This window comes from Nitrospira sp. (assembly GCA_024760545.1).
Classification (GTDB): Bacteria; Nitrospirota; Nitrospiria; order Nitrospirales; family Nitrospiraceae; genus Nitrospira_D.
In genome coordinates, this window is sequence record CP060501.1 from 1976556 (window position 1) to 1999585 (window position 23030).

At 55.0% G+C, this 23030-nt stretch carries 19 protein-coding genes; 8 read left to right on the top strand and 11 right to left on the bottom strand.

Annotated features, from left to right (window positions below; genetic code table 11):
* Positions 1 to 95: 95 nt before the first annotated feature.
* Positions 96 to 1370 (bottom strand): toll/interleukin-1 receptor domain-containing protein, encoded by a 1275-nt coding sequence (locus tag H8K03_09385; protein ID UVT22076.1) that lies wholly within the window; start codon positions 1368 to 1370, stop codon positions 96 to 98.
* Between the two features lie 414 nt (positions 1371 to 1784).
* On the opposite strand from H8K03_09385, the gene H8K03_09390 reads away from it, so the two are divergent.
* Entirely contained in the window at positions 1785 to 3197 is a 1413-nt protein-coding gene (locus tag H8K03_09390; GenBank protein ID UVT22077.1) for a hypothetical protein, read from the top strand.
* Positions 3198 to 3881: 684 nt separating this feature from the next.
* On the opposite strand, the gene H8K03_09395 is transcribed toward H8K03_09390, so the two are convergent.
* Positions 3882 to 4934: an isocitrate dehydrogenase gene (locus H8K03_09395; protein UVT22078.1), complete on the bottom strand. Its 1053-nt coding sequence runs from the start codon at positions 4932 to 4934 to the stop codon at positions 3882 to 3884.
* Between the two features lie 842 nt (positions 4935 to 5776).
* On the opposite strand from H8K03_09395, the gene H8K03_09400 reads away from it, so the two are divergent.
* Positions 5777 to 6508, top strand: a complete 732-nt coding sequence (locus tag H8K03_09400) for a queuosine precursor transporter (protein UVT22079.1) — start codon at positions 5777 to 5779, stop codon at positions 6506 to 6508.
* Positions 6509 to 6695: 187 nt separating this feature from the next.
* On the opposite strand, the gene H8K03_09405 is transcribed toward H8K03_09400, so the two are convergent.
* The 3 genes from H8K03_09405 to H8K03_09415 all read right to left on the bottom strand — a co-directional run bounded on the left by H8K03_09405 (position 6696) and on the right by H8K03_09415 (position 9366).
* Complete coding sequence (locus tag H8K03_09405; protein UVT22080.1) at positions 6696 to 7016, bottom strand: HigA family addiction module antidote protein; 321 nt, start codon at positions 7014 to 7016, stop codon at positions 6696 to 6698.
* A 13-nt stretch (positions 7017 to 7029) separates the two neighbouring features.
* On the bottom strand, positions 7030 to 7308 hold the full coding sequence (locus tag H8K03_09410; protein ID UVT22081.1) for a type II toxin-antitoxin system RelE/ParE family toxin: 279 nt from the start codon (positions 7306 to 7308) through the stop codon (positions 7030 to 7032).
* A 429-nt stretch (positions 7309 to 7737) separates the two neighbouring features.
* A complete protein-coding gene (locus H8K03_09415) occupies positions 7738 to 9366 on the bottom strand; it encodes a PAS domain S-box protein (GenBank protein UVT22082.1) in 1629 nt (542 codons plus the stop codon).
* 1610 nt (positions 9367 to 10976) lie between these two features.
* On the opposite strand from H8K03_09415, the gene H8K03_09420 reads away from it, so the two are divergent.
* Positions 10977 to 11645: an ABC transporter substrate-binding protein gene (locus H8K03_09420; GenBank protein ID UVT22083.1), complete on the top strand. Its 669-nt coding sequence runs from the start codon at positions 10977 to 10979 to the stop codon at positions 11643 to 11645.
* 598 nt (positions 11646 to 12243) lie between these two features.
* Here the strand turns inward: H8K03_09420 and H8K03_09425 are convergent.
* Together H8K03_09425 and H8K03_09430 are read right to left on the bottom strand one after the other, a co-directional pair.
* Positions 12244 to 12429: a hypothetical protein gene (locus tag H8K03_09425; protein UVT22084.1), complete on the bottom strand. Its 186-nt coding sequence runs from the start codon at positions 12427 to 12429 to the stop codon at positions 12244 to 12246.
* Between the two features lie 161 nt (positions 12430 to 12590).
* The gene (locus H8K03_09430; protein UVT22432.1) at positions 12591 to 14123 is read right to left on the bottom strand and encodes an FAD-dependent oxidoreductase; all 1533 of its coding nucleotides are present in this window, start codon (positions 14121 to 14123) and stop codon (positions 12591 to 12593) included.
* A 390-nt stretch (positions 14124 to 14513) separates the two neighbouring features.
* On the opposite strand from H8K03_09430, the gene H8K03_09435 reads away from it, so the two are divergent.
* Positions 14514 to 14801 carry a hypothetical protein gene (locus tag H8K03_09435; GenBank protein ID UVT22085.1) on the top strand — a complete coding sequence of 96 codons (288 nt, stop codon included), beginning with the start codon at positions 14514 to 14516 and terminating at the stop codon, positions 14799 to 14801.
* 378 nt (positions 14802 to 15179) lie between these two features.
* On the opposite strand, the gene H8K03_09440 is transcribed toward H8K03_09435, so the two are convergent.
* Entirely contained in the window at positions 15180 to 15950 is a 771-nt protein-coding gene (locus H8K03_09440) for a site-specific integrase (GenBank protein ID UVT22086.1), read from the bottom strand.
* Between the two features lie 511 nt (positions 15951 to 16461).
* Here H8K03_09440 and H8K03_09445 point away from each other — a divergent pair.
* From H8K03_09445 to H8K03_09455, 3 genes are read left to right on the top strand one after another with little or no spacing between them, the layout of a single operon-like run.
* Positions 16462 to 18186, top strand: a complete 1725-nt coding sequence (locus H8K03_09445) for a hypothetical protein (GenBank protein UVT22087.1) — start codon at positions 16462 to 16464, stop codon at positions 18184 to 18186.
* Positions 18187 to 18219: 33 nt separating this feature from the next.
* On the top strand, positions 18220 to 19062 hold the full coding sequence (locus H8K03_09450) for a YqcI/YcgG family protein (GenBank protein UVT22088.1): 843 nt from the start codon (positions 18220 to 18222) through the stop codon (positions 19060 to 19062).
* Entirely contained in the window at positions 19059 to 19652 is a 594-nt protein-coding gene (locus tag H8K03_09455; GenBank protein ID UVT22089.1) for an urea carboxylase-associated family protein, read from the top strand. The genes H8K03_09450 and H8K03_09455 overlap by 4 nt, the downstream gene beginning before the upstream one ends.
* A gap of 218 nt (positions 19653 to 19870) precedes the next feature.
* Here the strand turns inward: H8K03_09455 and H8K03_09460 are convergent, their stop codons facing one another.
* From H8K03_09460 to ttcA, 3 genes are all read right to left on the bottom strand, one after another.
* A complete protein-coding gene (locus H8K03_09460) occupies positions 19871 to 20680 on the bottom strand; it encodes a methane monooxygenase/ammonia monooxygenase subunit C (GenBank protein UVT22090.1) in 810 nt (269 codons plus the stop codon).
* A 44-nt stretch (positions 20681 to 20724) separates the two neighbouring features.
* Positions 20725 to 21249 carry a hypothetical protein gene (locus tag H8K03_09465; GenBank protein UVT22433.1) on the bottom strand — a complete coding sequence of 175 codons (525 nt, stop codon included), beginning with the start codon at positions 21247 to 21249 and terminating at the stop codon, positions 20725 to 20727.
* A 298-nt stretch (positions 21250 to 21547) separates the two neighbouring features.
* A complete protein-coding gene (gene ttcA / locus H8K03_09470) occupies positions 21548 to 22414 on the bottom strand; it encodes a tRNA 2-thiocytidine(32) synthetase TtcA (protein UVT22091.1) in 867 nt (288 codons plus the stop codon).
* 67 nt (positions 22415 to 22481) lie between these two features.
* On the opposite strand from ttcA, the gene H8K03_09475 reads away from it, so the two are divergent.
* Positions 22482 to 22979, top strand: a complete 498-nt coding sequence (locus tag H8K03_09475) for a low molecular weight phosphatase family protein (protein ID UVT22092.1) — start codon at positions 22482 to 22484, stop codon at positions 22977 to 22979.
* Positions 22980 to 23030 lie beyond the last annotated feature (51 nt).

A 23030-nucleotide genomic window follows, 5' to 3' on the forward strand; every position in this document is an offset into this window, starting at 1 on the left:
CTCCCTGGTTTAAGCCTAACGTTCGACATGAGCGGCGTGGCGCGGCAAGCGAGGTCGACCGTGGCACGTCCGCTCGATGGAGGGGTTAGGCCGCCTCACGACGACTGGCCCTTCTCAAACTTCCGGACGATGTCTTCGTAGACCTTGTCTGCGAACTCCATGAACTCGAAAAGCATGAACAGTGGAGCCGTGAGCCGCTGGACGTCGGTCACCAGCGTGTCGCTGATTGAGCCGAGAGTTACCACCACCTCAGACTCGCACCTGTCGTCAACCGAAGTATGTGGCGAGACATGACGCCTACCGCCAGCGCTGCTTAGGGTGCGGCCTCTCAGTCCGAAGTGGGTGACTCGCACGCTGAGACGTGCATCGGCGGGCGCGCCGACGTGCGAGTACAGGCCACTAGCGAACATAAGAGCTTCTGTAACGCGCACAATGCGTGTGTTGAAGAAGATCTTGCCTTCGTCTCGCATGTCCTCGAACAGGTCCTGCAGCAAGTAGAAGTCACCGCTCTTCGCCATGGCCCAGTAGTCGTAGGACTCGCGGCCAGTGGGACCATCCTTCTGAATCGCGACCTCTGCGCGAATGCCGTCGCCGAACGGCCGAGGCTTATACTCGTTCACATTCTCCAGCGTGATACCAATCGGCCAGCCGAACGTGTGAATTTCAGAAGCGCGGACCGCGGTGAGGAGGTCGATCTGCGACTTGTTCACCGGTGTGTGTAGCCCGAACCGAAGCTCCATTCCAGCCTTGACACCGAGTTTGGCCATGCCGGCTTCGGCGGTTGCACGTTCTGACTCAAACCATTTGCCGGAGAGCAGAGGCTCTCCCGTCGGCAGCGCGCCTGTGCCCAACACAGCTCTAGCTGGGGCTGCGGCAGTCGGGATCAACGCTGAGAAGGGGTTCGAACCGAGCGGCGGCTTCGGAGTCGCTGGCATACCAAGCAGTTCTCGGCATAGCGCTTCTAGTGAAGCAGCGTACGTCGCGTCGTCACCGAAGTCGAGGAAGAGCCTCGGCCCGAGATGCCTAGGAGTCTTTGACGTTGATGGGTTTGCCCGGACTATCGGTATGAACTTCTTGGTCTCGATGGCCTCGACCATTTCGGCCGTAACGATCAGCCGCTCGTAGCCGACGCCACCCAAGCCTCCTTCCGATTTGCGGACATACTGTTCAGAGCATACCAACAAAACACGATCGGCTTTGGCAATTCCATCTGCCATGAAGGAGACAACGTCTTGCCCTGGCGCCAGATCCCACTGATCGAGCGACGCATCGATTCCGGCCGAGCGAAGGTCCGTGGCGAGCTTCAGTACCCACGCCTTGTGCTCCGGGGTGTCGTGTGAGTACGAGATGAAGATGGTTGGGGTGGGCATGTGATTCGCTTCTGACGCCTAACAATGTTCAGGCAGACTGTATAATCCCGTTACGGTAGATTGTCCACTTCTGCCTAAACCGGCGGGCAAGAACCCCTAAGCCATCGCAGCAAGACAAGTTCCGCTCCACTACCGCGATGAGATCATCGTCTTATGGGGATCGGCGCAAGCCCCCATTCTGGTAGCGGTCAGTCGTGTGCTTCTCCTTTGGGTCGAGGACTGCCATCGGCCACTGTGCGACAGTCGCTACGGCACGCTCCACGCCGGAAACCTGCCGTTCATTAGAATCCTCAGCCAGTGAGTGCAGTACTCAAAACATTATTTGGAGGTACGTACCTCCCACAGCTTAATATCCTGCGAAATATGCTGTAACATCCCGCTCGATTTTCTCGTTACTTACAACGGAGGTTATTCATGTTGAAACTTCGCGCGGGCATACTGAGCGCGCTCTTGGTGGGTACCGCCACTGTCGTGGGGGCCGAGCCTTCTACGTTTCTCCCGAATCTGTTTCCGTTTTCAAACCCTCATGGAGTTCTGAAAACCTTCAACGAATCTGGGAAGATCGATCTCACCGGGCCATTTTTCCAGAGTCTTGGTACTAACGGGCGCAGTTGCGCCACTTGCCACCAAGCCAGTGACGCCTGGTCTGTCTCAGCCGCGCATGTTGCCAAACGGTTTGAAGAGACGCATGGCTTGGACCCGATCTTTCGTACCAATGACGGCGCCAATTGTGATCACGATATTGATACCTCATCGGTGGAAGGCCGCCGACAGGCCTACAGCCTGCTCACCAGCCGTGGTTTAATTCGCGTTGCCCTGCCGGTCCCTGCTGATGCCGAGTTTGAGGTGGTCAGCGTCAGCAACCCCTACAAGTGCAATAACACCTCGACCTTATCCATGTACCGCCGCCCGCTTCCTTCAACCAATCTCCGGTTTTTGACCACCGTGATGTGGGATGGGCGTGAATCCTCTACGCAGACCGGTACGAAACCGATTGTGCCGTCCACCCTCGGGCAAGAATTGCCGTTCGACCTGCTCCATCAATCGCTGGATGCCACAAATGGCCATGCGCAAGCGAGCACGCCATTGACGGAGCACCAGAAGCAGCAAATCGTGGCGTTTGAAATGGGGCTGTCGACCGCGCAGACCGTCGATTTTGGTGCGGGATCGCTGGAGTCCCACGGTGCGCACGGCGGGCCCGTGGCACTGTTTAACCAACCCTTCTTTGTTGGCATCAATGATCCGCTGGGCGGGAACCCCATGGGCACGCCGTTCAACCCGGTGATCTTTACCCTGTTTACGCCCGCCTGGGCGCATGAACAGTCCCATAACCACCACCGCGCCAGTATTCTGCGTGGGCAAATGCTGTTCAACTCGCGCCCGATCGCCATTACGGGCGTCGCTGGGATCAACGATGCGCTTGGGGTCGCCACCCTTCCGGGGACCTGTGGTACCTGCCACGACTCGCCCAATGTCGGCAACCATTCCGTTATCGCACCGTTGAACATCGGGGTCGCCGACGTCGGGAATCCGCTGAATCCGCTGGGGGTGGATTATTTGCCGGTTATCAAGCTGCGCCAGAAGGCCGATCCGACGAAGGAAATTTCTACTACCGATCCCGGACGGGCATTGGTGACGGGCAAATGGGCGGACATCGGCAAGTTCAAAGGCCCGATTCTTCGCGGACTCTCCGCCCGGGCACCCTACTTTCACAATGGCTCGGCGGAGAGCCTGAAGGACGTCGTCGAGATGTACAACGTTCGTTTTGGAATGGGACTGACTGAAAGTGAAAAAGCCGACTTGGCTGCGTTTTTAAGTACCTTGTAACGACAGACGGTCCTGCACAGCCTGCGGTGCTCAGCAAAATCACGCTGGGCGCCGCAGCGCCTCACTTCGACGATCAAGCCTGACCCGCAGGGGCGACCACCTCCTCGGCGCGGGAACATCCCCTAGCCCCTGGCCCAAAATCCTCCCCATCAATCAATCCAGTATCGGTTGTCATGTTTCACAAATTTCTGTTGTCTGAGATGTCGCCCAAATCTCCTTCAACTTGAACGGCGCTTTTTGGCCGACAAGTCTCCCTTTATTCCACGGTTCGCGGTGTTGAGATGTGTTGATACTTGCCATGATGGACTCCTTTCGGTGACAGACGGCGAGAGCACCGCCGCCTTTGCGACTCGTCAGTGCGATGCACTAACTGTGGCGACATCTAGTGAGAAAGGAGTGTCGGCGATGTGGTTGTCAGATTCAAATGCCGCTATTCGGCCACTTGCCGTCATTGATCAAGTTTGATTCTTTACCCGAAAGCGGCCATTCATCGTCATCGGAAATTGGCAGGGTCTCCCCGAATCGTTGCACACACTTCAGAATAACGATGGTGTCTGCGCGTAGCCATTCACGCTTGGTACTGGGCAATCAACTCCAAATACAACAAATACGGCTTTCGCGTTGCCATGTCGATTCCATAAGGGAGCCCGTGAGGTCCAGGTTCTTATGGGATTACACAAAGCCCTACCCCAGCTTATTCCTGACGCGGCGAATCACTTCGTCTGTAAATTCCGTGGTTGTCGCCCGTCCCTGTAGATCGACTGTCCGTATGCCGTCCGAGACCACCTCGAAGACTGAGCTTTCAAGGGCACGTGCGACTATGGCTTCCGGCTCGCCCATATAGGAAAGCACTGAGGCGCCTGCCAGAATCATAGCCATGGGGTTGGCGAGGTTCTTGCCGAACAACAAGGGCGCCGTACCGTGCGGAGCTTCCGCCATGACGACACGGACACTCCAGTCCTGGTCCAGGCTGAGAAGAAGCGATTCCGATCCGGCGATGGAACCGAACAGTTGCAGGACCAGGTCGCTCAGGCAGTCGCCATCTCGATTCAGAGCGGGGATGACGAGCGTCTCACCGGAATGAGCCAGCAGCAGGGCATACGTCGCGTCAATCAATTGAGGCTCGTAGCGGATGTTGGGGTGACGGCAGGCCGCGGCGTCCATCTCCTCCTTCAGCAGGCCTTCGAAAATCGGGCTGACGGTGTATTTGGGACCGCCGAAGACTTTGGCATCGAACTTCTCAGCATGATGGAATGCATATTCAGCGACCGCACGACAGTGCCACCGCGTTATCCGTTCCGTCCGATAGGCTACTTCATGGAGTCCTTCTCCTTCGCGCCATTCCTTTGCCCCATATGCCCCGCCGACGGCCATGCGAATCACCGCAATCGGTCCGTGGGCCCCACCGACAGGAGTGATCCCCGGAATGCGTCGCCCGGTCCGGACAATGACACTCCCGTTGATTCGCTCGCGCACGATCATGTTCGGGCTGCCGACGTCTCCTGCCGTCTCGGGAGTGATCGTGGCGGCTTTCAATCCATAACCAGCCGCCGCCATGGCCGCAGCGGCCTCTTCGACGATACGGTTGTGGGTCGCGCGCCGGTGGGCGAGGCTCAAATCGAAATGCTGCAAGGTAGCCCTGAGGCCGATAACGTCAGGGTCAAGCACCCGGAGCGCTTGAGCCAGGAGTTCTTCTCCAGTCTGGTCGCCATGGAGCACGACGATAGTCTTAGGCATCACAACCTCGTTGGGAGATCACCTTCCTTTACGGTAAAACATTTTGATTAAGGACAACGGAGTCGGAACCCTTAATAAACTCGCTCAAGTCTCTATAGAGACGCTTCTCTCATGGAGCCCCGATCTTCCAACGTGGTGTAGTGAGTGCGGTGATCGTCCTTCCACCAGCCGCACGCACTAGGTGTCGTGTGCTGTATGACCGAGCAGCCTTCATGCTCGACGATGAAACAGGCATCTTACCACTGGAAGCGTTAGGGCACTGCAATCCGAACGCCTATGATGGATTCCTCAAGACGGTGATCGCGTACGGGTGACCGGCATTGTCGAGGTGATGAGTAGTCACTTGCCCCGTCGGGTGCGAATCCAAGCGATGAGCCTACAGGGCATCAATCCCTCAACCTAACGCGCCCTACAGCCAATGTCCACCTCGCAATAATCTATTTTCCGATCGGGCTGCTCGCTCCCAATGGCCAGCCCTTGGCGACATCCCTTCGCCTGAACACCACGACAGGCCAGGCCGACCCTTCGGCAGCGGACACGCCCGTATTTCCGATGGCTAAGCCTGGGGATTGATCGTGAACGAGGTCTTTGGTAGCTTCCTGGCCAGGCCACAAGTCCTTTTAAATTTCCTATTCCTGAGTGGCTGATCCACTTCACGAGCTATGCCGGCTATCCGAAGGCCGCGCCGGACTGGGCAGAGATCCGGATCGCGCTCGCGAAGCGGGAGATCCTGCCGCTGCCGGCGAGTCTCGGGCCGGGGCGGGATCCGGAGCTGGATCGCGAACGGGCGACGCCTGCAGGGGGCACATAGAACCACAGACCGAGAGGAACCTGGCCCGCAGATGACCGCCCGCGCCGAATCGCTCGAGCATGAACTCGTCTCGAACCCCCGTCATTACCGCTACTACGACCTCGTCATGGCGGGCTTCGTGACGGTCGTGCTCTGCTCGAACCTGATCGGACCGGGCAAGACGTGCATCCTCTTCGGCCTGACCTTCGGCGCCGGGAACCTCTTCTTCCCGATCTCCTACATCTTCGGCGACGTGCTAACCGAGGTCTATGGCTACGCGCGCACGCGCAAAGTCATCTGGGCGGGCTTCATCTCGATGATCTTTGCGACCATCATGGGGCTCTTCGTGATCCACATGCCGGCGGATCCGGAGGAGCCCTTCAATGCCGTGATCCAGCCTGCCCTGGAGCTCGTATTCGGGAGCACGGGGCGGATCGTCGTCGCGTCGATCGTCGCCTTCTGGTGCGGCGACTTCATGAACAGCTATGTCATGGCGAAGATGAAGGTCTGGACCGAAGGGCGTCATCTCTGGACCCGCACGATCGGCTCGACCGCAGTCGGCCAGCTCGTCGACAGCGCCCTCTTCTATCCGATTGCCTTCCTCGGGACCTGGCAGCCCGGGACGATGATGAAGGTCATCGCCTTCAACTGGGCGTTCAAGGTCTCCGTCGAGATCGTCTTCACGCCGGTGACCTACGCGATCGTCGGCTGGCTGAAGCGCCAGGAGAACGAGGACTGGTACGACAGGCATACGGACTTCACGCCGTTCTCGTTGAAGGACTGAGCCGTCGAAGCGCCAGACGACGGCGCTGCGCGATCTCACCGAAGTCTCGCCGTCACTTCACCCAGTTGACGAAACCCGTGACGATCAGCGCGTTGGGGAAGTCGATGAAGGCCCTCCCGGTGACTTCCTTCCTTCACTAATTGGTAAGGTGTAAATGGCAGCGAGTCCGGAACGGAGTATCCCGTTATCAGGCAGTCACGAGTGCGTCTCTGCGTTGCTCGATATGCTTCCTGACCCTCACCGGCAATGCTTGTTCGGCAAGCCGCAGCTCATAGGTCTTCTGCAGGTTCATCCAAAATTCAGCTGTCGTGTTGAAAAATGCCGCTAGACGAACCGCAGTATCTCCCGTGATGCCACGCTGCCCTTTGATAATCGCCGTGATCCGATTCGCCGGCACTTCGAGGGCCTTGGCTAGTGTATTGGCGTTTATCTGCGGATCTGACGGTTTGATGAACTCTTCCAGTAAAATTTCTCCTGGATGAACCGGCCGCATGCCGTTCTTAATCATGGTGTTCTCTCCTTCAGTGATAATCGGTGATCTCGACGTCATCGGGTCCGTCAGCCGTCCAGACAAAGCAGATCCGCCACTGATCATTGATCCTTATACTGTGTTGTCCGACCCTATCCCCCTTCAATCTTTCCAGTCGGTTGCCTGCCGGTGATAGGAGGTCCTTCAGGTCCGTCGCGTTGTCGAGCATCGTGAGTTTCCGCTCAGCTACCTTCCGGAAGTTGGAGAATTCCCTGACCATCTCTCCTGCAAAGAACTGTTGCGCCTTCTTGTCCCGAAACCCTCGAATCACGATGTCCAACCTATCACAGTTTTACGCATTACGTACATCGTATGTGAAAAAATTGTGCTAAAAAGCGTCGAAATGGACAGAATTGATGGAATTCATTGCAACAGATAGAACGCTACAAGTCATTGATTCAATTATAAAAGCGAGAAACAAGACGAAAGATCAGGGTATTACGAAATCCGTCTTTAAGGCCTCATAACCCAAAGGTCAGAGGTTCAAATCCTCTCCCCGCAACCAACCTTTTCAATCAGTTACTGACTCCCAACCAAATGAAAGAACTCAGTTAACCGGAAATTGTCCGTGTTTCTGTCCGTGTTTGAATCATTCGCTCACAAGGTAGCTACGTGCAACTAGTGAGCTGGTGCTGGTGATTCGATGAGGACTTTCGCCACGTTCGATACGACAGCTGTGGCAACGATTGGGCCTGTTGTTTCATCGGCTTCGGGCTTGTGGCCTCGTCACTTGTATTATGGTCTCGTACAACTGCTCGACGGCTGCTTCTTTCGAGAGCAGGCCGACCGCACCCGCCCGCCTCATCGCCTCCTCATTCTCTTTTGTGGGGTTCACCGAGATCCCAATGACGATCGTCTCTGGATAGCGTGACTTGATCTGTCTCGTCGCTTCCACGCCATCCAATTTGGGGAGATTAAGGTCCATCACCACCACTGCTGGCCGCAATCGGTCCACCAGCCGCACGGCCTCCTCGCCAGTTCCGGCTTCGCCAACCAATTCGATATCTGCATACGCGTTCAGTACCGCCTTCAGCCCTTGGCGAACCATGAGGTGGTCATCGACGAGCAGCACCCGCGTGCTTGGCCCGGACCGTGCTGAGCCCTGCGGGTTGGCTGCCGAGTCTTCTGCATCTATGCGCACTCCCGCTCCGCTCTGGCCTGCATTCTTAGCCAACGGCAGTAGGAGCGTTGCCGTGGTACCCTTCCCCGGTGATGATTGAATGTCGAATGATCCACCGATCGCGAGCATGCGTTCGCCGATACTGAAGAGTCCGAACTTGGAGGACATCCCTCCGCTTAAGGTTTCGCTTCCCGCAACAGCAGCAAGATCGAACCCCGCCCCTTCATCGCGCACCTCGATGCTCAGAAGGCCGTTGCGCCGAGCCATCGTCACACTGGCCTGTCCAGTCCCGGCGTGTTTGGCCGAATTAATTAACAATTCCCGCACCGACTGAAACAAGAGGACGACGTGGGTTTCCGGCAGCGCCAACGGTGTGTTCGGCACCCTGACAGTCACCATCACACCGTGCTTTGGCATGTACTCACTCAGCCACGTGAGACCCGCATACAATCCATGGTCGTGCAAAACGGGGGGACTCAATTCGGTCACCAGCATACGAGTATAGTCCAAGGCCTCGGAGAGGATGTGGTCGGTTTCGTTCATGACCGCGAGCGAGGCAGGCGTCGTGGCTGACAACCGTTTGCCTTGGCCGAGCTTAATCTTGCCGAGCACCAGCAGCTGCTGCAAATGGTCGTGCAGCTCGATGGCCAACCGCTTCCGTTCCCGCTGTTCAGTCAGGTTCAACTCGTTGGTCAACGCCCGAAGCCGCTCTTGTGAGTAACGCAGTTCTACTGTCTTCGCACTGACCGCCTGCTCCAGCTCCCTATTCCACTGTTGGAAACGGAGTTGCGCCTCCCGCAACGTCTGTTCCGCCAGTTTGCGCTCCGTAATGTCTCTCGCAATTTTGGATGCGCCGATCACCCTTCCGTGTGCATCAGCGATGGGGGACACGGTCAGTGAAATGGTGAGCAATGTGCCGTCCTTGCGGCGCCGGATTGTTTCGTAGTGGTCAATCTTCTCCCCGCCACGGATGCGCTTGAGAATGCTAGGCTCTTCATTGGCCCGGTCCGCAGGGATCAGGATGGTCACTGGCTGCCCGATGGCTTCTTGTGCGGTGTAGCCAAAGATACGCTCCGCGCCGCGATTCCAACTGGTAATGATTCCATCGAGGTTTTTGCTCACGATGGCATCGTCAGAGGATTCGACGATCGCGGCGAGCTGAGCCTTCGCATCTTCATCTCGCGGTCGCGCAGTGCTATCTTCAGGCATGGTGAAGCCGCTTAAGAATTCTCACGTGAGGGTCTCGCAACGGAGTGTTTAGGTGTGAATGAAACGTGGGTATCAACCCGCTTAATTTCGTGCGATGGCCATCACCCCCACGGCAAGATGATCCTGGAGCATTATAAGGAGCCTTTACTGGCATGCGCCTAGTGAGAGCCCCAGGTGCCGCAAGAAGCGGCCTGAGAACCAGGGTCAGCAATGCCCGCGATCGGAGGCGACGCGGTTAGGCGTCCCTATCGATCGGGGAGCAATTGGAAACCACGGTATACGGCTCGTGTCTGGATTGGGCTTGAGTGCAAACTTTGGGAGAATGTGGCGCTTTAACCTAGTGTGGCCCTTCCGTTTGTTAATGGCCTTGGCACGAGACCTAACGTGGTTATTAAAAGGCATAATATGGGGCCTATTCTTAAACACCCCTAAAACTAACCCTCATAAACCCCTGCAAGTCTACCTGTGAGCGCAGCCTGAAGAGACAAGATCGCCTAGGCTGATACAATAACGACACGCCTACTTGCCGCCCCCTCCCGCGCCACCGGATGACCCCATGCCTCCACCAGATCCCATACCACCCGATGAGCCTGTCCCACCTGACGAGCTCATGTCGGCAGATGATCCCGTACCAGGCGAACTTGTTCCTCCGCCCGGTGTTCCTGTCCCTCCAGGCAAGCCCCTACCGGGTGCGCCGGTCCCTCCAGGTTGCACCGTACTGCCAGGCGCGCCCATGCTGCCAGAACCGGGTCGGGATCCTGTTCCGCCGTCAGGAGCGCCCTGGGTACTTTGGTTGAATTCGGGTATGGTTCCTGATCCTCCCGGCGTCACCTCCTGCCCGGTTCCTGGTCTCGTGATATTGGGGCCTCCTTGTCCGACTACTCCGCCCGAACCACTTCCACTACCTACCTGGGCCTGTAAAGCCGCGCCGGTGAACAGGAGCATTCCACTCGCTATGAATAGACACGCGCTGGTACGTCTGATCTTCATCATTCTCTGCCTTTCTGCGCTCAACGCGCTGCTGAGCCGTCCACGTCCTGAGCATGTTTGCCACGTCTTTGACCGAACGTCTGACATCCTTCATCGCCTTCTGTTCTTGCGTCGTCACCCTCGGCCTGATGGTGCCTGTTATGCATCCTCTCGTCCTTCTTCAACGTCCAAAGAACAGTTAGAGTATCCGTCGATGATTGTGGTCCAATTCTACGAAGCCGATGGGAACTTCATAACTGGGAAAAGGCATAGGACATACGATCAAACCGCAGGAGGTCAACTGTGTCTTGAAAGCCAAAAGGATCGCTCCGAGGTGTCTTCCCAGCTCCAGAGTTGTTTGGCCCATGCGAGGATGTAATCAATCAACACGGATGCCACATGAAAGCAGGTCGGCTATCCATAGTCGAGGTTGGGCTGCTGAGTTGTGGGATCGGCGTGGCTTACGCCCCAGGTTCCATGGGGCGACAATTAATAACTGAGAACTCGGCCACGAAACAGGCCAGATGATAATGGACACCACGTATCAGGGACGGTTGATTAAACTGAGATCCCGGCAGGAACAGGATGGAAAGGTGACATTTGTCTTGGATTGACGAACTTTCCAAGGAGCTTCTCATATTATGGTTCTGTGGATGAGTTGGAGGCCCGCCGCCTGGCATCTGTCGATGACGGCGCTTGCCTTGACCGTTCTCTTACCCTTCGCCTTCGCCGCTCCTCCGCAAGGGGGAGAGACGCCTATGAAAGCCGTGCGCGAAACGGTTACCGAGATTCTCGGCATCCTCGAAGATCCTGCACTGAAAGACCCGGCCAAGCGCACGGTTCGGCGTCACAAGCTGGAAGAGATCGCAGCCGCTAGGTTTGACTATGCAGAAATGTCAAAGCGAGTGTTGGGCAGTTATTGGAAACCGCTCACTGAGGAGCAGCGAAAAGAGTTCGTCGAAGTGTACAAGAGTTTCCTCTCGGACCGGTATGCAGGAAAAATCGAAGATTATACCGGACGCAAACAAGAAGCGGGCTACCTGATGGAACGGATCGAAGGATCGTACGCGGAAGTCAGGACCGAATTGCGTTCGGGGAAGTCGACCCTTCCGCTCGACTATCGCCTCTTCCTCAATGAAAACCAATGGCGTGCCTACGATATCATCATCGACGGCGTCAGCTTGGTGAGTAATTATCGAAGTCAGTTTCAAAAGATCATCCGCGAAAGTTCCTATGAGGAGTTGATTAACAAATTGCGCGAACGATCCGTTACACCGGACACGAAGAGCAAACCTCGACCGGCCGGTTAGTGAACCAAGATGACTCCTATCGCGATTGATCGGCACCAGGGCTGACCCGAAGAACATGTCGAAAAATAGCAGGTGCCCCAATGGGTCTCTGCCGTCTGGCTGGGTCATGAAGGGATCAGCTATGGATTCGCTGCTGGTTTCCTCTTGCTAATCGGATGTGCCATGGCACGAGGTGGTGCCCATCCCCGAACGTCTGAGCTTCTTGTTAGAATCATTCGATAGAAATGAGAACGACGACGATTCAGATCGAATGGCACCTGACTCCCCGCGGCTGGGTGAATGGGGATTGGTCTGCCCAGGGACCCCTTACGCCAAGATCAAGCCCACCAGAGGATCGTGTAGAGACCTGGGTGAAATCAGAAGTCTGCCAACCCACCACCTTCGTTCCGTTGGAAATCAAGTGGTCCCTCGTTTGGGCATCGCCGCATCACAGTGAGATCGATCGAAAGGTCTTAAGGGCAAAAATACGGACCGTCGTAGTCGGTCCAAACAATCCCTCCGAGGTGTACGGGGAGTTTCCCCTCGAATAGTGCCCATCCAACCAATGAGCTAAGGCGCTCATTCTTAACCCTTTGTTATCGAATAATGGCGTTCGGGATCATGCCCTCTTGGTCTTGGCTATCGCTTGCTCTGCGTCGAGCACAATGCGAGCAGCTTCCTTTAAGGAGTCCTCCCGTCCCCCGACGATGCTCTGAGCTCGGCCCTTGATCGTCCTCACGGCTTCAACCAGTTCCTCAATGGTCGCCATGGCTGTTCGTAGCTCAGTCTCGATGGACAGAGGCATAATTTTGCTTGCGGTGTCAGGGTGTTAAGAAGGATGAGTTGTACCCAGAGGATGGACGAAGGTCAAGGCACGCGAGTAACGGGTAATGGGTCAGTCTGGATTCTGATGTTTCAGGATATAGCGGCGTTATGGGTCAAGGCTAACCGGAATCAGTCAGACAGTCATGGCTCAATCGGAGAAAGATCGGCCACTGCCGGCCCATTGAGTACCTTGCCATAGGCATTAAATCGAGAACCGTGACAGGGACAATTCCAGCTGTGTTCGATGGTATCCCACGCGACAATGCATTTGAGATGGGGGCACACAGCTGAGAAGCGATGTAATTCTCCTCCTTCGTCCCGATAGACAGCGAGCTTCTGGAGCCCCTGCCGCAGGATCGCCCCCGTTCCCTTCGAAATCTGCTCTTCAGATTCCACGTCGCCTGACGACAACCAGTCTCCAAACTGCGCGGCCACATTCAGGTTTTCTTGCACAAAGGTTCCCGCCGCTTTCAGCGATTTTCGAGACGGATCGTACAAGGTGGCCCAGGCATTCGTACGACCTAGAATGAGGTCGGTGATGAGCATGCCGGCGATCATGCCATGCGTCATACCCATACCAGAATCGCCGGTGGCGATGTAAATATTGGGCGCATCACTGGGATTCCGACCAATGAATCCCAGCCCATCGACCGGTTCCAGGACCTGTCCCGACCAGCGGTAGTCGATCTGCTTGATCATAGGGAACCGTATCCGGGCCCACTGTTCCAAGCGCTGATAGCGATCGTCGCCATCGTCCGCCTGACCAGTCTTGTGATCTTCACCCCCGATGATCAAAATATCCTGGCCGTCGGCTGCTGCTCCCTCTTGGATTCTGACGTAGTGGTACGGGTCCGCCTGATCCCAGTACAGGGCGGGGGGCACAGCATTCTTTGGCACCCGCGCTCCAATGACATAGGAGGTATAGGGGGCTTGTTTCGTGTGTACCACGAACATGTCGTTGATGGGGATGTTCGTGGCCACGAGAACCGAATGAGCCGTGATGGCGTGCCCGGGTCGGGTTTCAATGTGCGATGGGGTCCCGCTCTTTACGTCCTCGACGTGGCAGTCTGTGAAGATCTGCCCACCCCGCCGTTCAATGGCCTGCGCCAGACCAGTCAGGTACTTTAAGGGATGGAATTGGGCCTGCCGTGGAAAGCGAAGGCATACGCCAGGTTCCAGAACAGGAACCGACGGATTATTGTCAATTCGTATGACATCGACGCCTGCACGAAGTGCCGCCAATTGTTCTTGCTCTAGTAGTTCTTCTGATTGTTCAGGGGCTTGAAAAAGGTAGCCGTCGACTCGCTCGAAATCGCAATCAATACGTTCGGTGGTCACGACCGTTTCGATGCGATCGATCGCGGCCGTATGGCTGTCGGCCGCCAGGCGAGCGCCTTCCTCGCCATGCAGGCGTTCGATCTCAACATAGCCCTCGTCAATGACATTCGAGAGATGTGCCGTCGTCCGTTCCGTCATCCCGCCACCGATCGGTCCGTCGTCAACCACCACGACCGATTTACCCTCGCAAACCAGACAATAGGCGGTGGACAGTCCGGCGATGCCGGCTCCCACAATACAGACCTCTGTTTCTAAGGATTGACTCAAGCGACGCGAGGAGGGCTTTGGCCTGGCTGCGGTCCAGACCGACTGAGTCCCGCTGGATTCGTCTTTCATGATTGCCATTCATGCCCCTGTGTTCCCATTACGGCAATACGGGAAAGCTCTAGTTTTATCTATTCCGTTCGAGATTCATAGTATGGACGCAGCATGCGAAGTGAGGAGACAATCATGACCGAGAAGAAATGCGCTCATCCTCAATGTAAATGTTTCGCTCCAGCGGGAAAAACGTTCTGCTCTGAGGAGTGCCGCACTGGCCGCACCAAGGGCAATGCTTGTGCCTGCAACCATCCGGGCTGTCGGACCACCACGTAAAGCTGGCGGTTTGGTTCTCAGAATGAGGATGCTCGGGTGGACAATTCCTGGATGGATCTGTGCCCTTGTCTGGACGCTCACCAGCCCGCCGCCGTTATGAGCACCAGAGAAAGACCTCAGTAAGAGGCGGCTATGACCTATGAGGAGAAACTGGACATCATTCGGACGTGCCTCACCGCGAGGTTCAGGGATGTTCGAGACCGTGAGGACCCCAACCTGGGACAGTTGTTTGTATTTAACAATGGCCAGCACAGTTGGCAGCTGAACTTCAATCGGTTCTTCATTGAGGACTTTCCCTACCCTGATCAACTCCCTACTCTGATCGAGAATCGAATTGTCCCTGAAATTCTCGCTAATTTAGGCATGCGGATTGAGGTGGGCCCAGATGGCTCGCTTACCACGGTCGTAAAGAATTTGTAACCAGCTGCTATTGGCAGGCACAGATGGATACTCCTGGGTGAATGATGGGGTAATAATGGAGTTCCTTATTCGAGGGGTTTCCTTTTTTGGAGTGAAGTTTTTGGGGAAGACCGGAGGGGGTGTTCTGATAACAGGAACGCCGTGGATACATGGCTAGTCGTAGAGGACTCCAGGGTGGTCGTGGCCGCCTGCGGCGAAAGGGCCGGGGGGCCTTCTGCCGGGGCCGGTGGGCCGCAGTTTTGTTTTCAGAGGATTACTCCTGTCTCGGTCTCCCCAACACACCGTTGAGACACACGGACAAGATGCGGACACAGCTCATAAACACTGTACTTATACAATCACTTGGAAAGGCCATTTAGGTTAGCACCCCAACGTGAACTACCTGTCATTACCAACTGAACGTGATTGAGCAAGCGTCAGCACGTTCGATTTTCCCGGTAAGCTGGCCACGTATTCGCTCGTCCGCTGTACGGCATCACGGAGATCCGCTTCACTGATGATGTTGTATCGAGAGAAAATGGCGGCTATCCGATGGCCTGAGATCTGACGGGCAATATCGGGGTTCACGCCAGCCCGAACCATGTTCCGAACGGCAGACCGGCGGAAGTCATGCGGAATCTTGCCGGTAAGGCCCGCTTCCGCACATGCCCGCTTCCAGACTTTTCTAAATTCGCCCATGCGTTGTTGGCCATGACGATGAAAGATGTACGGGCAATCTAGGCGACGGGCTGATAATCGCCGTTCCACAATCTCCTTTAGCTCATTCTCAAGTGGAATGGCTCTCCCCTTTCGGTTCTTCGAATCCCTGGCGTGCAACCGAATCGTCCAGCTTTCTCGATCGAAGTCCGCCCAGGTCAGGTTCTTGGTTTCGCCTGACCGCATCCCCGTCCTGAAACACCACGAAAGATAGTCTTGGAGATCGGTGTCAGGCTTGCCTCGTAGAGTGAGCCGGGGAAGGAGTGCCTCAAAGTCAGCCCGCTCGAAGAACCCTTGCCGAGCGTTGTTTTCTGGAAGGCTCTTGAATCGTGGCGCGACACTCAACACTTCCTGTTCAACCGCCAAAGTGAACGCTCGCTGGAACCCTTCCACTTCACGGTTGATCGTTGCATTCTTCGCCCCTTCCTGAAGAACAGGACATTCTACTTCCACTAAAGAGTAAACCTTAAAGCGTCGGCGAATATGTCTGTGGATCCAAAATTCGCTAAAGCATTTTCAACAGTTCTTTCGGTGAGCTCTCAATAATAGGCAGGGCGCGCCAATCCAGGCTGTACGGTCTGCGAGTCATCGGTATTTGGCTTCCAGTAGTTGTCTTGTTTGGGTACTACCAGCTCCATTCAGTCTCAACAAGTAGGTACTGAAGTCTCTATGAATTTCCCGCCATTGTCATTAATGGCGTTGATGGATTGACGATTGACACAAGTACGCATTACGGCAACCATCAGCCTACTAGCTTCATGCATAAGTACAAATATTCATATATTCAATGACTTAAACAATACAATCATCCCAACATGGCGGGTCATGAATTAAGTATACATATCTAACTCTGAAGAAGTATATTCATAGAGTGTAGTCAGTTTCATACTGATCTCATTAATTACTGGATGGTTTTGGAACTAGTAGTGATCCTAGATCGCAGTTGCCATGAAAGGATTCCAATTTGAATCACTCAGTGATTGAGCAGCCACGGTCGGCGCAACTCCCGGCAGCACAGCAATCAAACAAAGTAGCCTGGACTTTGCGTGCGCACTCGAATGCCCAACTTCCATTGCTTGCATGGGTCGCCCGTACGGACCGGTTAAACGGCATCGTTACTCTAACCCACGGCCTACGAGTCGAAGTGCGCCGGTCGTTCTTCATAGAAGGAGTATGGGATGGTCCATTTCATCTCGGCGAATTTGGGACAACTGATTGCGTCTTTGGCTCAGGAGGCCTGCTGACCGAGGATTCTGTTCGCTTTGTTCCCAGCGCCGCTACAACCGATCATCTGTACTATGACGATGCCGATGATTGTGTCATCGTCTCAAATTCCCTACCCCTGTTGCTGGCTCATACGCAAGATCGGCTGGACCCACGCTGCCCAGATTATCCCGACATCTGTCAGTCGATTCTGAACGGCATCCACGACTATCGGCGTGACATTCCAACTACTGGAGGCAAGGTCCGCCGACTGATGTATAGAAATTTGGAGGTCTCCCGTAACCAGACTATTGAATTGGAAAAGCAGATGCCACCGCAATTCACTTCCTTCGCACAATACCGTGGCTATCTGCAAGACCGATATGGCCTGATCGCCGCTAATGCGCGCGATACGGCACGGACTTGGCCGTTACAAATCGTCTCTACCCAGTCGAGGGGGTACGACTCCACGGCCGTGAACTCACTGGCCCGTGCATCAAATCTCGATAAAGTATTCACTGTCCCGACCGCCAAAAGTAAGCGGTCCTTCGCTCATCATGAGGAAAAGAACCTGCCGAATGATAACGGGGAAGAGATTTGTGCCGCGCTCGACCTTCCATGCTTCCGAATCAATCGGCGCGCCTTTGTCGAGAACTTCGACCAGGAATATCTGTACTATTGCGCACTCCACCATAACCAAGATGCGAACCTAATGGACATCGGGAATCAGCTCTCAACGGTCAGCCTACTCTTGACCGGCGTCATTGGTGAAATCTGGCGGCCCAAGGCGGATAAGGTAGAGTGGCCTTGTCTGAATCAGGACCTTCGACATGGGGATCTGGGCGGCTCAGGCATGGGGGAGTGGAGACTCGTTGTTGGTTTGATCCATCTGCCGTTGCCGTTCATAGGGGCCCGGCGTCGGGCAGAGATCGTTGAGATTACGGAGTCACCCGAGATGGACCCGTGGCGAATGCGCAATTCCTATGATCGCCCGATTGCCAGGCGCATTGCCGAGGAAGCAGGTGTGCCAAGACACCTTTTTGGTCAGTCAAAAATGGGATCCGTGGTGCTATTCTCAGATCCTTCGATCCCTTATGGCAAGGCTCTTCGGCGCGAATTCTTTGATTATCTGGTGAATGAAAAGATCATGATACGTCCAACGACGTGGTTCTGGCCCGTCGTTCGCTGGATAAATACTACGCTGCAGGTCAGCTATTTACGTCGCGTCTCAGGCATTTATCTCATGGAACGTGTGCTATCTAAACTGACCGGCCAGCTGGTTCGGTTCCCACGCCTGTGGTCCAAACTGGACGGAACACTCTATTGCTTTTGCGTCAATAAGACTGCGGGCAGATACAGCTCAGATCTAAGGGCTTCATCCGAAGACCCCTCATGGGTCTCAGGCGCGGCGTTCAACACAGAAGAGACACTCGTGAAGGCAAAGGACGAGAATCCCTTTACCGCTACAACAGCAAACGTTCACTGACACCTGGATTCAAGATATCTGTGAGGTTTCACCATGGGATCAGATCTCCATCACGTGCCACTCGCTGGAAACATCACCCCCCCCGCAAATGACCCGCACACATGGAACCCTTTATCAGTCGATCCTGTGGCAAGTCGGTTCTCGAGCTACGCGGCTTTCAAGGGGAAGGCAGTCGTCAGACCGCTCACACCTGACATGCCGGTGGACGCCGATCTCACTGATGCGCACAACCAGTTAAGGCAACAGATCTTGGGCCAGTTTTACCCATGCACCGGCGCGGTCTCGGCATTCAGCCAAAAGAGTTATCGTTTCGGGCTATACCCAGAACTAGCCTCTGATAGCAGTGTCCGCGCCGTTTGTCATGACCTGTACAATTTTACTCATGAATTCCCAGTGGTTGATGACCATTTTGTTACCTTTATCGCGATGTTCCGTGGGCCAGCAACCCAGTCAGAACAACACTTCGAAGAGCTATTGTGGAATCAGCTTCAGGCCATGCACTCTCTTGATTCTAATTACTTTACCTGGGATAAGAGTGTCGACTCCGACCCTAAGAGTCATCAATTTTCGTTCAGCATCGGTGGTCGTGCAATGTATGTCATCGGCATGCACCCCAAGTCTTCACGTCTCGCGCGAACCCGCCCGTATCCCACCATGGTGTTCAATTTGCACGAACAGTTTGACCGCCTACGTGCGCGCGAAAAGTTTGAAACTATGAAACAGACGATCAGAGGGCGCGAGATGACATTCCAAGGATCGATCAACCCGATGTTGACGAGCTTTGGTGAAAATTCTGAGGCGCGTCAATATTCCGGTCGTGCAGTTCCAGCTGAATGGTCTTGCCCCTTCCATGTGCGCAAGACTGACGCAACATGACCGCTTCTCAGATCATCCGCATTCCACCACAGAGTGGCCGCTCGTTTAAGATCAAGCGGGGCCAAATATTACGGGTTATCGATCCTCTTGGCGAACAGGTATCTGACCTCTTCTCATTCAGCGAGCAAGATCATGACTGCCGTTTGTCTTCAGGTAGGTCATTGGACTATGCGAGCCGGATCTATTTAACAATAGGTGATATTCTTTATGCGAACAATAGCAGACCGATGTTTACCATTATCGAAGACACTGTCTGCTTGCATGACTTCCTTCTAACACCCTGCAGCCAGGAGATGTTTGAGATTCTGTATAAGCATAAAGGCCATCATCCGAGCTGTTTTGAGAACCTCTATCTATCTCTGAAGGAGCACGGCATTTCTGGAGCCGACATCTCTACGACATTTAATATCTTCATGAACGTCAAGATCGACCCACAAGGAGCGTTGACGGTCGGCATACCAATCTCCAAGGCCGGTGACCACATTGACCTGAAGGCCGAAATGGACATGGTGTGTGGCCTAACAGCTTGTTCCGCTGAAGGATCAAACAACGGCCATTTCAAGCCAATAGACTTTTCGATCCTGGGTTGATGCGTCATTGACGTTGTGCTCCCCCTAGCCTCACGATCCTCCTACTCATGCGACCATAGAAGCCATTGAGTTGGGCTGCTGTTCCTGGAAATTTCCAGGATTATACGTCGACATGCTGTGAAGATCCGTCTCGACAGGGGGCAGAAATGCGACGGCCCGGAACCCCTTCGACGGAGCTCCGGGCCGCGCCCTGACACACTCGCTCTCGGGTCACCCGTTTAGTACACGGTCTTGTGCCCGGGGCCCACCTGGCTGGGGAACGGATCCAGGATGCTCTTCGGCGCGTTGTTCCAGATCACGTCCGCCAGATTCGACATCCGGCTCACGATCTGCGCCGCCACGCCGCCTGCCGCGCCGAACAACCCGCACCACCCCAACGTCACAAAGCCCCAGTGCAACGGGGCCGAGAACAATTCATCGACGAACCAGAACGCATGCCCCCACTCGTTCAACCCCACGTTCGGCAGGATGAACATCGGCCCCACCACCGCCGCCACCAGCGGGAACGACGTCGCCTGGGCGTACAGCGGTAACCGCGTCTGCGCATACAGGTAGCTCGCCACGCCGCACGTGATGTACAACGGGAACGTCCCGTAGAACGCCACAATGTGGCTCGCCGTGAAGCTCGTGTCCCGGATGATCACTTGGTGCCACGCCGCATCTTGCTCTAACGTGTAGCTGCCCGCGTAGTACACCCCCCAGATGTAGCAGACGAGCCAGCCCATCCAGTAAAAGTACCGCTTCAGCTCCAGCTTGTGGTCCAGGTTCGCCAGGTTCCGATCCCGCGTCACCCAGATCCACCCGATCGTCGTCGCAAAGAACACCGCGTTCGCTAAGATGTTAAACCGCCACAGCCCCATCCACACCGAATCGAACTCGGGGGTCATGGAGTCTAACCCGTGCGAGTACCCGAACGCCCGTTGATACAGCACCCAAAACACCCCGATCCCCAGAATCGCCAGCCAGCCCAACTTCACCGGCTTCGAGTCATACCACTGCGAAATATCGTACCCTCGGTCACTTGCCATAGTGAATCCTCCTTGTTATACGAATCTCTTGATCGATGAAACCTTCACGACTGACGGGAGACCCGCCAGTTCCTATATCGCTTTGATTTCGAAAACTCGTATGCAAGTAAAGCAAGAAGAAGCAGGATGGTCAACGGCCCAATGGCTTTTCGGGCAATTGTCGCATAATCGATTTGCTGTACTCGCAACAGATAGGACAACGGACTAGACCCTTCCGGAGTGATGATCAACTTATACAGACCCTTAACCAGCTTGGCTTCGCCTCTGACTACTCCATCCAGGTGAATCGCCGGCGGCCAGTACGCGACTGTGTCATCTTCTGTCGTCTCGTTGAGTCCTCTGACTACCCGCACTCCCACCGGCATCGTGCGCAGACCTGGATCCACGAGATCGACCACAAGAAACGTCTCTCCTTCACCAGGAATATCCGTACAATACTGGGCTTTTGCTTCATTCTGCGGCTGATACGCGTTGAAATGGACGAGACTACCTCCGACCCGTTGGGCACAGCTATCTTCATCGATTGCCACATTGCCATGAGCACTTGCTACACCAGGAAGAAGGGCCATAACAAACACGAGCGCGCGGAGAACTCGATGGGAATGGGCTCTTTGTTTACGTCTCACGATACAGAAGCGTAAGGGCACGCGATACATCGCCCCAGCGATAATGCTCAGTGCAAACACTGCAAGGAACATTGTCATCGACCTTCACCCCCTTTCTTCATAGTGAAAGCATACTCCTTGAAATATGAAGGCTGCATTAGAGAATCATGAAGAATTCTTCATGATTTGGTCTAAATGCGGAAATTTAGACAGGAAACCTTATGGCAGGCTGGCACCAGTAGTGATGCAACGGTGCCGGAACTTATGCGAGAGGCGGTTCCTGGTCTAGCCAGGCGTCACCCTCAGTCTGAGTACTTACCGCTGATGCAAGCGACTTGAAATCAAAGAGTCGAGGATCCATTAGGAGAGCAGGTGCGACGTTCCCGACCGCTGCAGCAATGCTGTCAGAACAGCCGGGCGAGGCTCGCTCCCATTCCTGGAGCAACGCCTTCACTTTTTTTCGTTTCAAGTCTTCCTGCGACCCACAGAGATCGCATGGAATGATTGGGAACGCCCGCAGCTCGGCATATCGCGCAAGGTCAGTCTCTTTGACCATAGCCAGCGGTCGAATGACGATGTGTCGCCCATCCTTTGAACGGAGCTTCGGTGGGATGGCCTTCAGTTTTCCCGAATAGAAGAGATTCAAAAACAAGGTTTCAATAATGTCGTCGCGGTGATGGCCAAGCGCGATTTTCGTGGCGCCAAGCTCAGTGGCGATGCGATACAAGTGTCCTCTCCGTAACCGTGAGCACAATGAGCACGTCGTTTGCCCTTCCGGGATCAGTCGCTTCACGATCGAATAGGTATCACGGGATTCTATGTGGAAAGGAATTCCACGGTCGGACAGGTATTGTGGGAGTACATGTTCCGGAAACCCCGGCTGCCGTTGGTCGAGATTGACGGCGACCACGTCGAAACGAATAGGAGCCCGTCGCTGTAAAACGAGTAAAATATCCAGCAACCCGTAACTGTCTTTACCACCTGACAGGCAGACCATCACCTTGTCGCCATCGTCGATGAGGTGATAGTCAGCAATCGCTTGGCCCACCAGCCGGCAAAGGCGTGTTTGCATCTTCTCTGTTTCTTCGTCTAATTTGTGCAAGAGTGTTGGCGTGAGCGGGACAAGCATGGCAGGATTGTAGCCGTACCACTGTTGCCTTGTCGACCGTCTGATTTAATAGAGAGGCGAACAAACAATGCCGCAGTCAATCCTTTTTGTGTGTACCGGAAATATCTTCCGGAGTGTGGCTGCCGAATACGCGTTTCGGGCACAGCTGGGGCAGCACGTCTCTTACCGGGTCGAATCGGCAGGTATCGAAGCCAAGCCTAAGACGGTCCACTCAGTTATTACCAACCGCCTGATCCAAAAAGGCATTGATCCGTCCGCTCACATCCCACGACTTCTGACCAAAGAATTGGTCGCCCGGAATGACCTGATCATCGCGATGGGTCTTGGCCATCGCGAGTTTATCCAAAAGCGATTCGGATTGAAGGTTCCTCTCTTCAACGAAGTGTCGTTCGGCAAAGACCTCCCGATCCTCGATCTTCATGAAGCCCTGCCTGATTGGGAATGCGATATCGTCGAAGCGCGGGCTTATGTGGAGTCGGTCATCGATCATATTTGGGAGGCCATACCGACGCTGATGACGCGACTCTCAAATTTTCCCGAACGTCAAGGGACACTGAAGCCGTAAGGACAGTTACAACTGAGGCTGTCCGTACAATTTTCACCCCGCCCGTCTCTT

Bases quoted from the DNA above. Each gene is read 5' to 3' on its own strand.
- H8K03_09415 (UVT22082.1), bottom strand. From the start codon at position 9,366: ATGCCTGAAGATAGCACTGCGCGACCGCGAGATGAAGATGCGAAGGCT.
- H8K03_09425 (UVT22084.1), bottom strand. From the start codon at position 12,429: ATGCCTCTGTCCATCGAGACTGAGCTACGAACAGCCATGGCGACCATT.
- H8K03_09405 (UVT22080.1), bottom strand. From the start codon at position 7,016: ATGATTAAGAACGGCATGCGGCCGGTTCATCCAGGAGAAATTTTACTG.
- H8K03_09450 (UVT22088.1), top strand. From the start codon at position 18,220: ATGGGATCAGATCTCCATCACGTGCCACTCGCTGGAAACATCACCCCC.
- H8K03_09465 (UVT22433.1), bottom strand. From the start codon at position 21,249: ATGGCCCTTCTTCCTGGTGTAGCAAGTGCTCATGGCAATGTGGCAATC.
- H8K03_09395 (UVT22078.1), bottom strand. From the start codon at position 4,934: ATGCCTAAGACTATCGTCGTGCTCCATGGCGACCAGACTGGAGAAGAA.
- H8K03_09455 (UVT22089.1), top strand. From the start codon at position 19,059: ATGACCGCTTCTCAGATCATCCGCATTCCACCACAGAGTGGCCGCTCG.
- H8K03_09390 (UVT22077.1), top strand. From the start codon at position 1,785: ATGTTGAAACTTCGCGCGGGCATACTGAGCGCGCTCTTGGTGGGTACC.
- H8K03_09435 (UVT22085.1), top strand. From the start codon at position 14,514: ATGACCTATGAGGAGAAACTGGACATCATTCGGACGTGCCTCACCGCG.
- H8K03_09420 (UVT22083.1), top strand. From the start codon at position 10,977: ATGGTTCTGTGGATGAGTTGGAGGCCCGCCGCCTGGCATCTGTCGATG.
- H8K03_09475 (UVT22092.1), top strand. From the start codon at position 22,482: ATGCCGCAGTCAATCCTTTTTGTGTGTACCGGAAATATCTTCCGGAGT.
- H8K03_09385 (UVT22076.1), bottom strand. From the start codon at position 1,370: ATGCCCACCCCAACCATCTTCATCTCGTACTCACACGACACCCCGGAG.
- ttcA (UVT22091.1), bottom strand. From the start codon at position 22,414: ATGCTTGTCCCGCTCACGCCAACACTCTTGCACAAATTAGACGAAGAA.
- H8K03_09460 (UVT22090.1), bottom strand. From the start codon at position 20,680: ATGGCAAGTGACCGAGGGTACGATATTTCGCAGTGGTATGACTCGAAG.
- H8K03_09400 (UVT22079.1), top strand. From the start codon at position 5,777: ATGACCGCCCGCGCCGAATCGCTCGAGCATGAACTCGTCTCGAACCCC.
- H8K03_09430 (UVT22432.1), bottom strand. From the start codon at position 14,123: ATGAAAGACGAATCCAGCGGGACTCAGTCGGTCTGGACCGCAGCCAGG.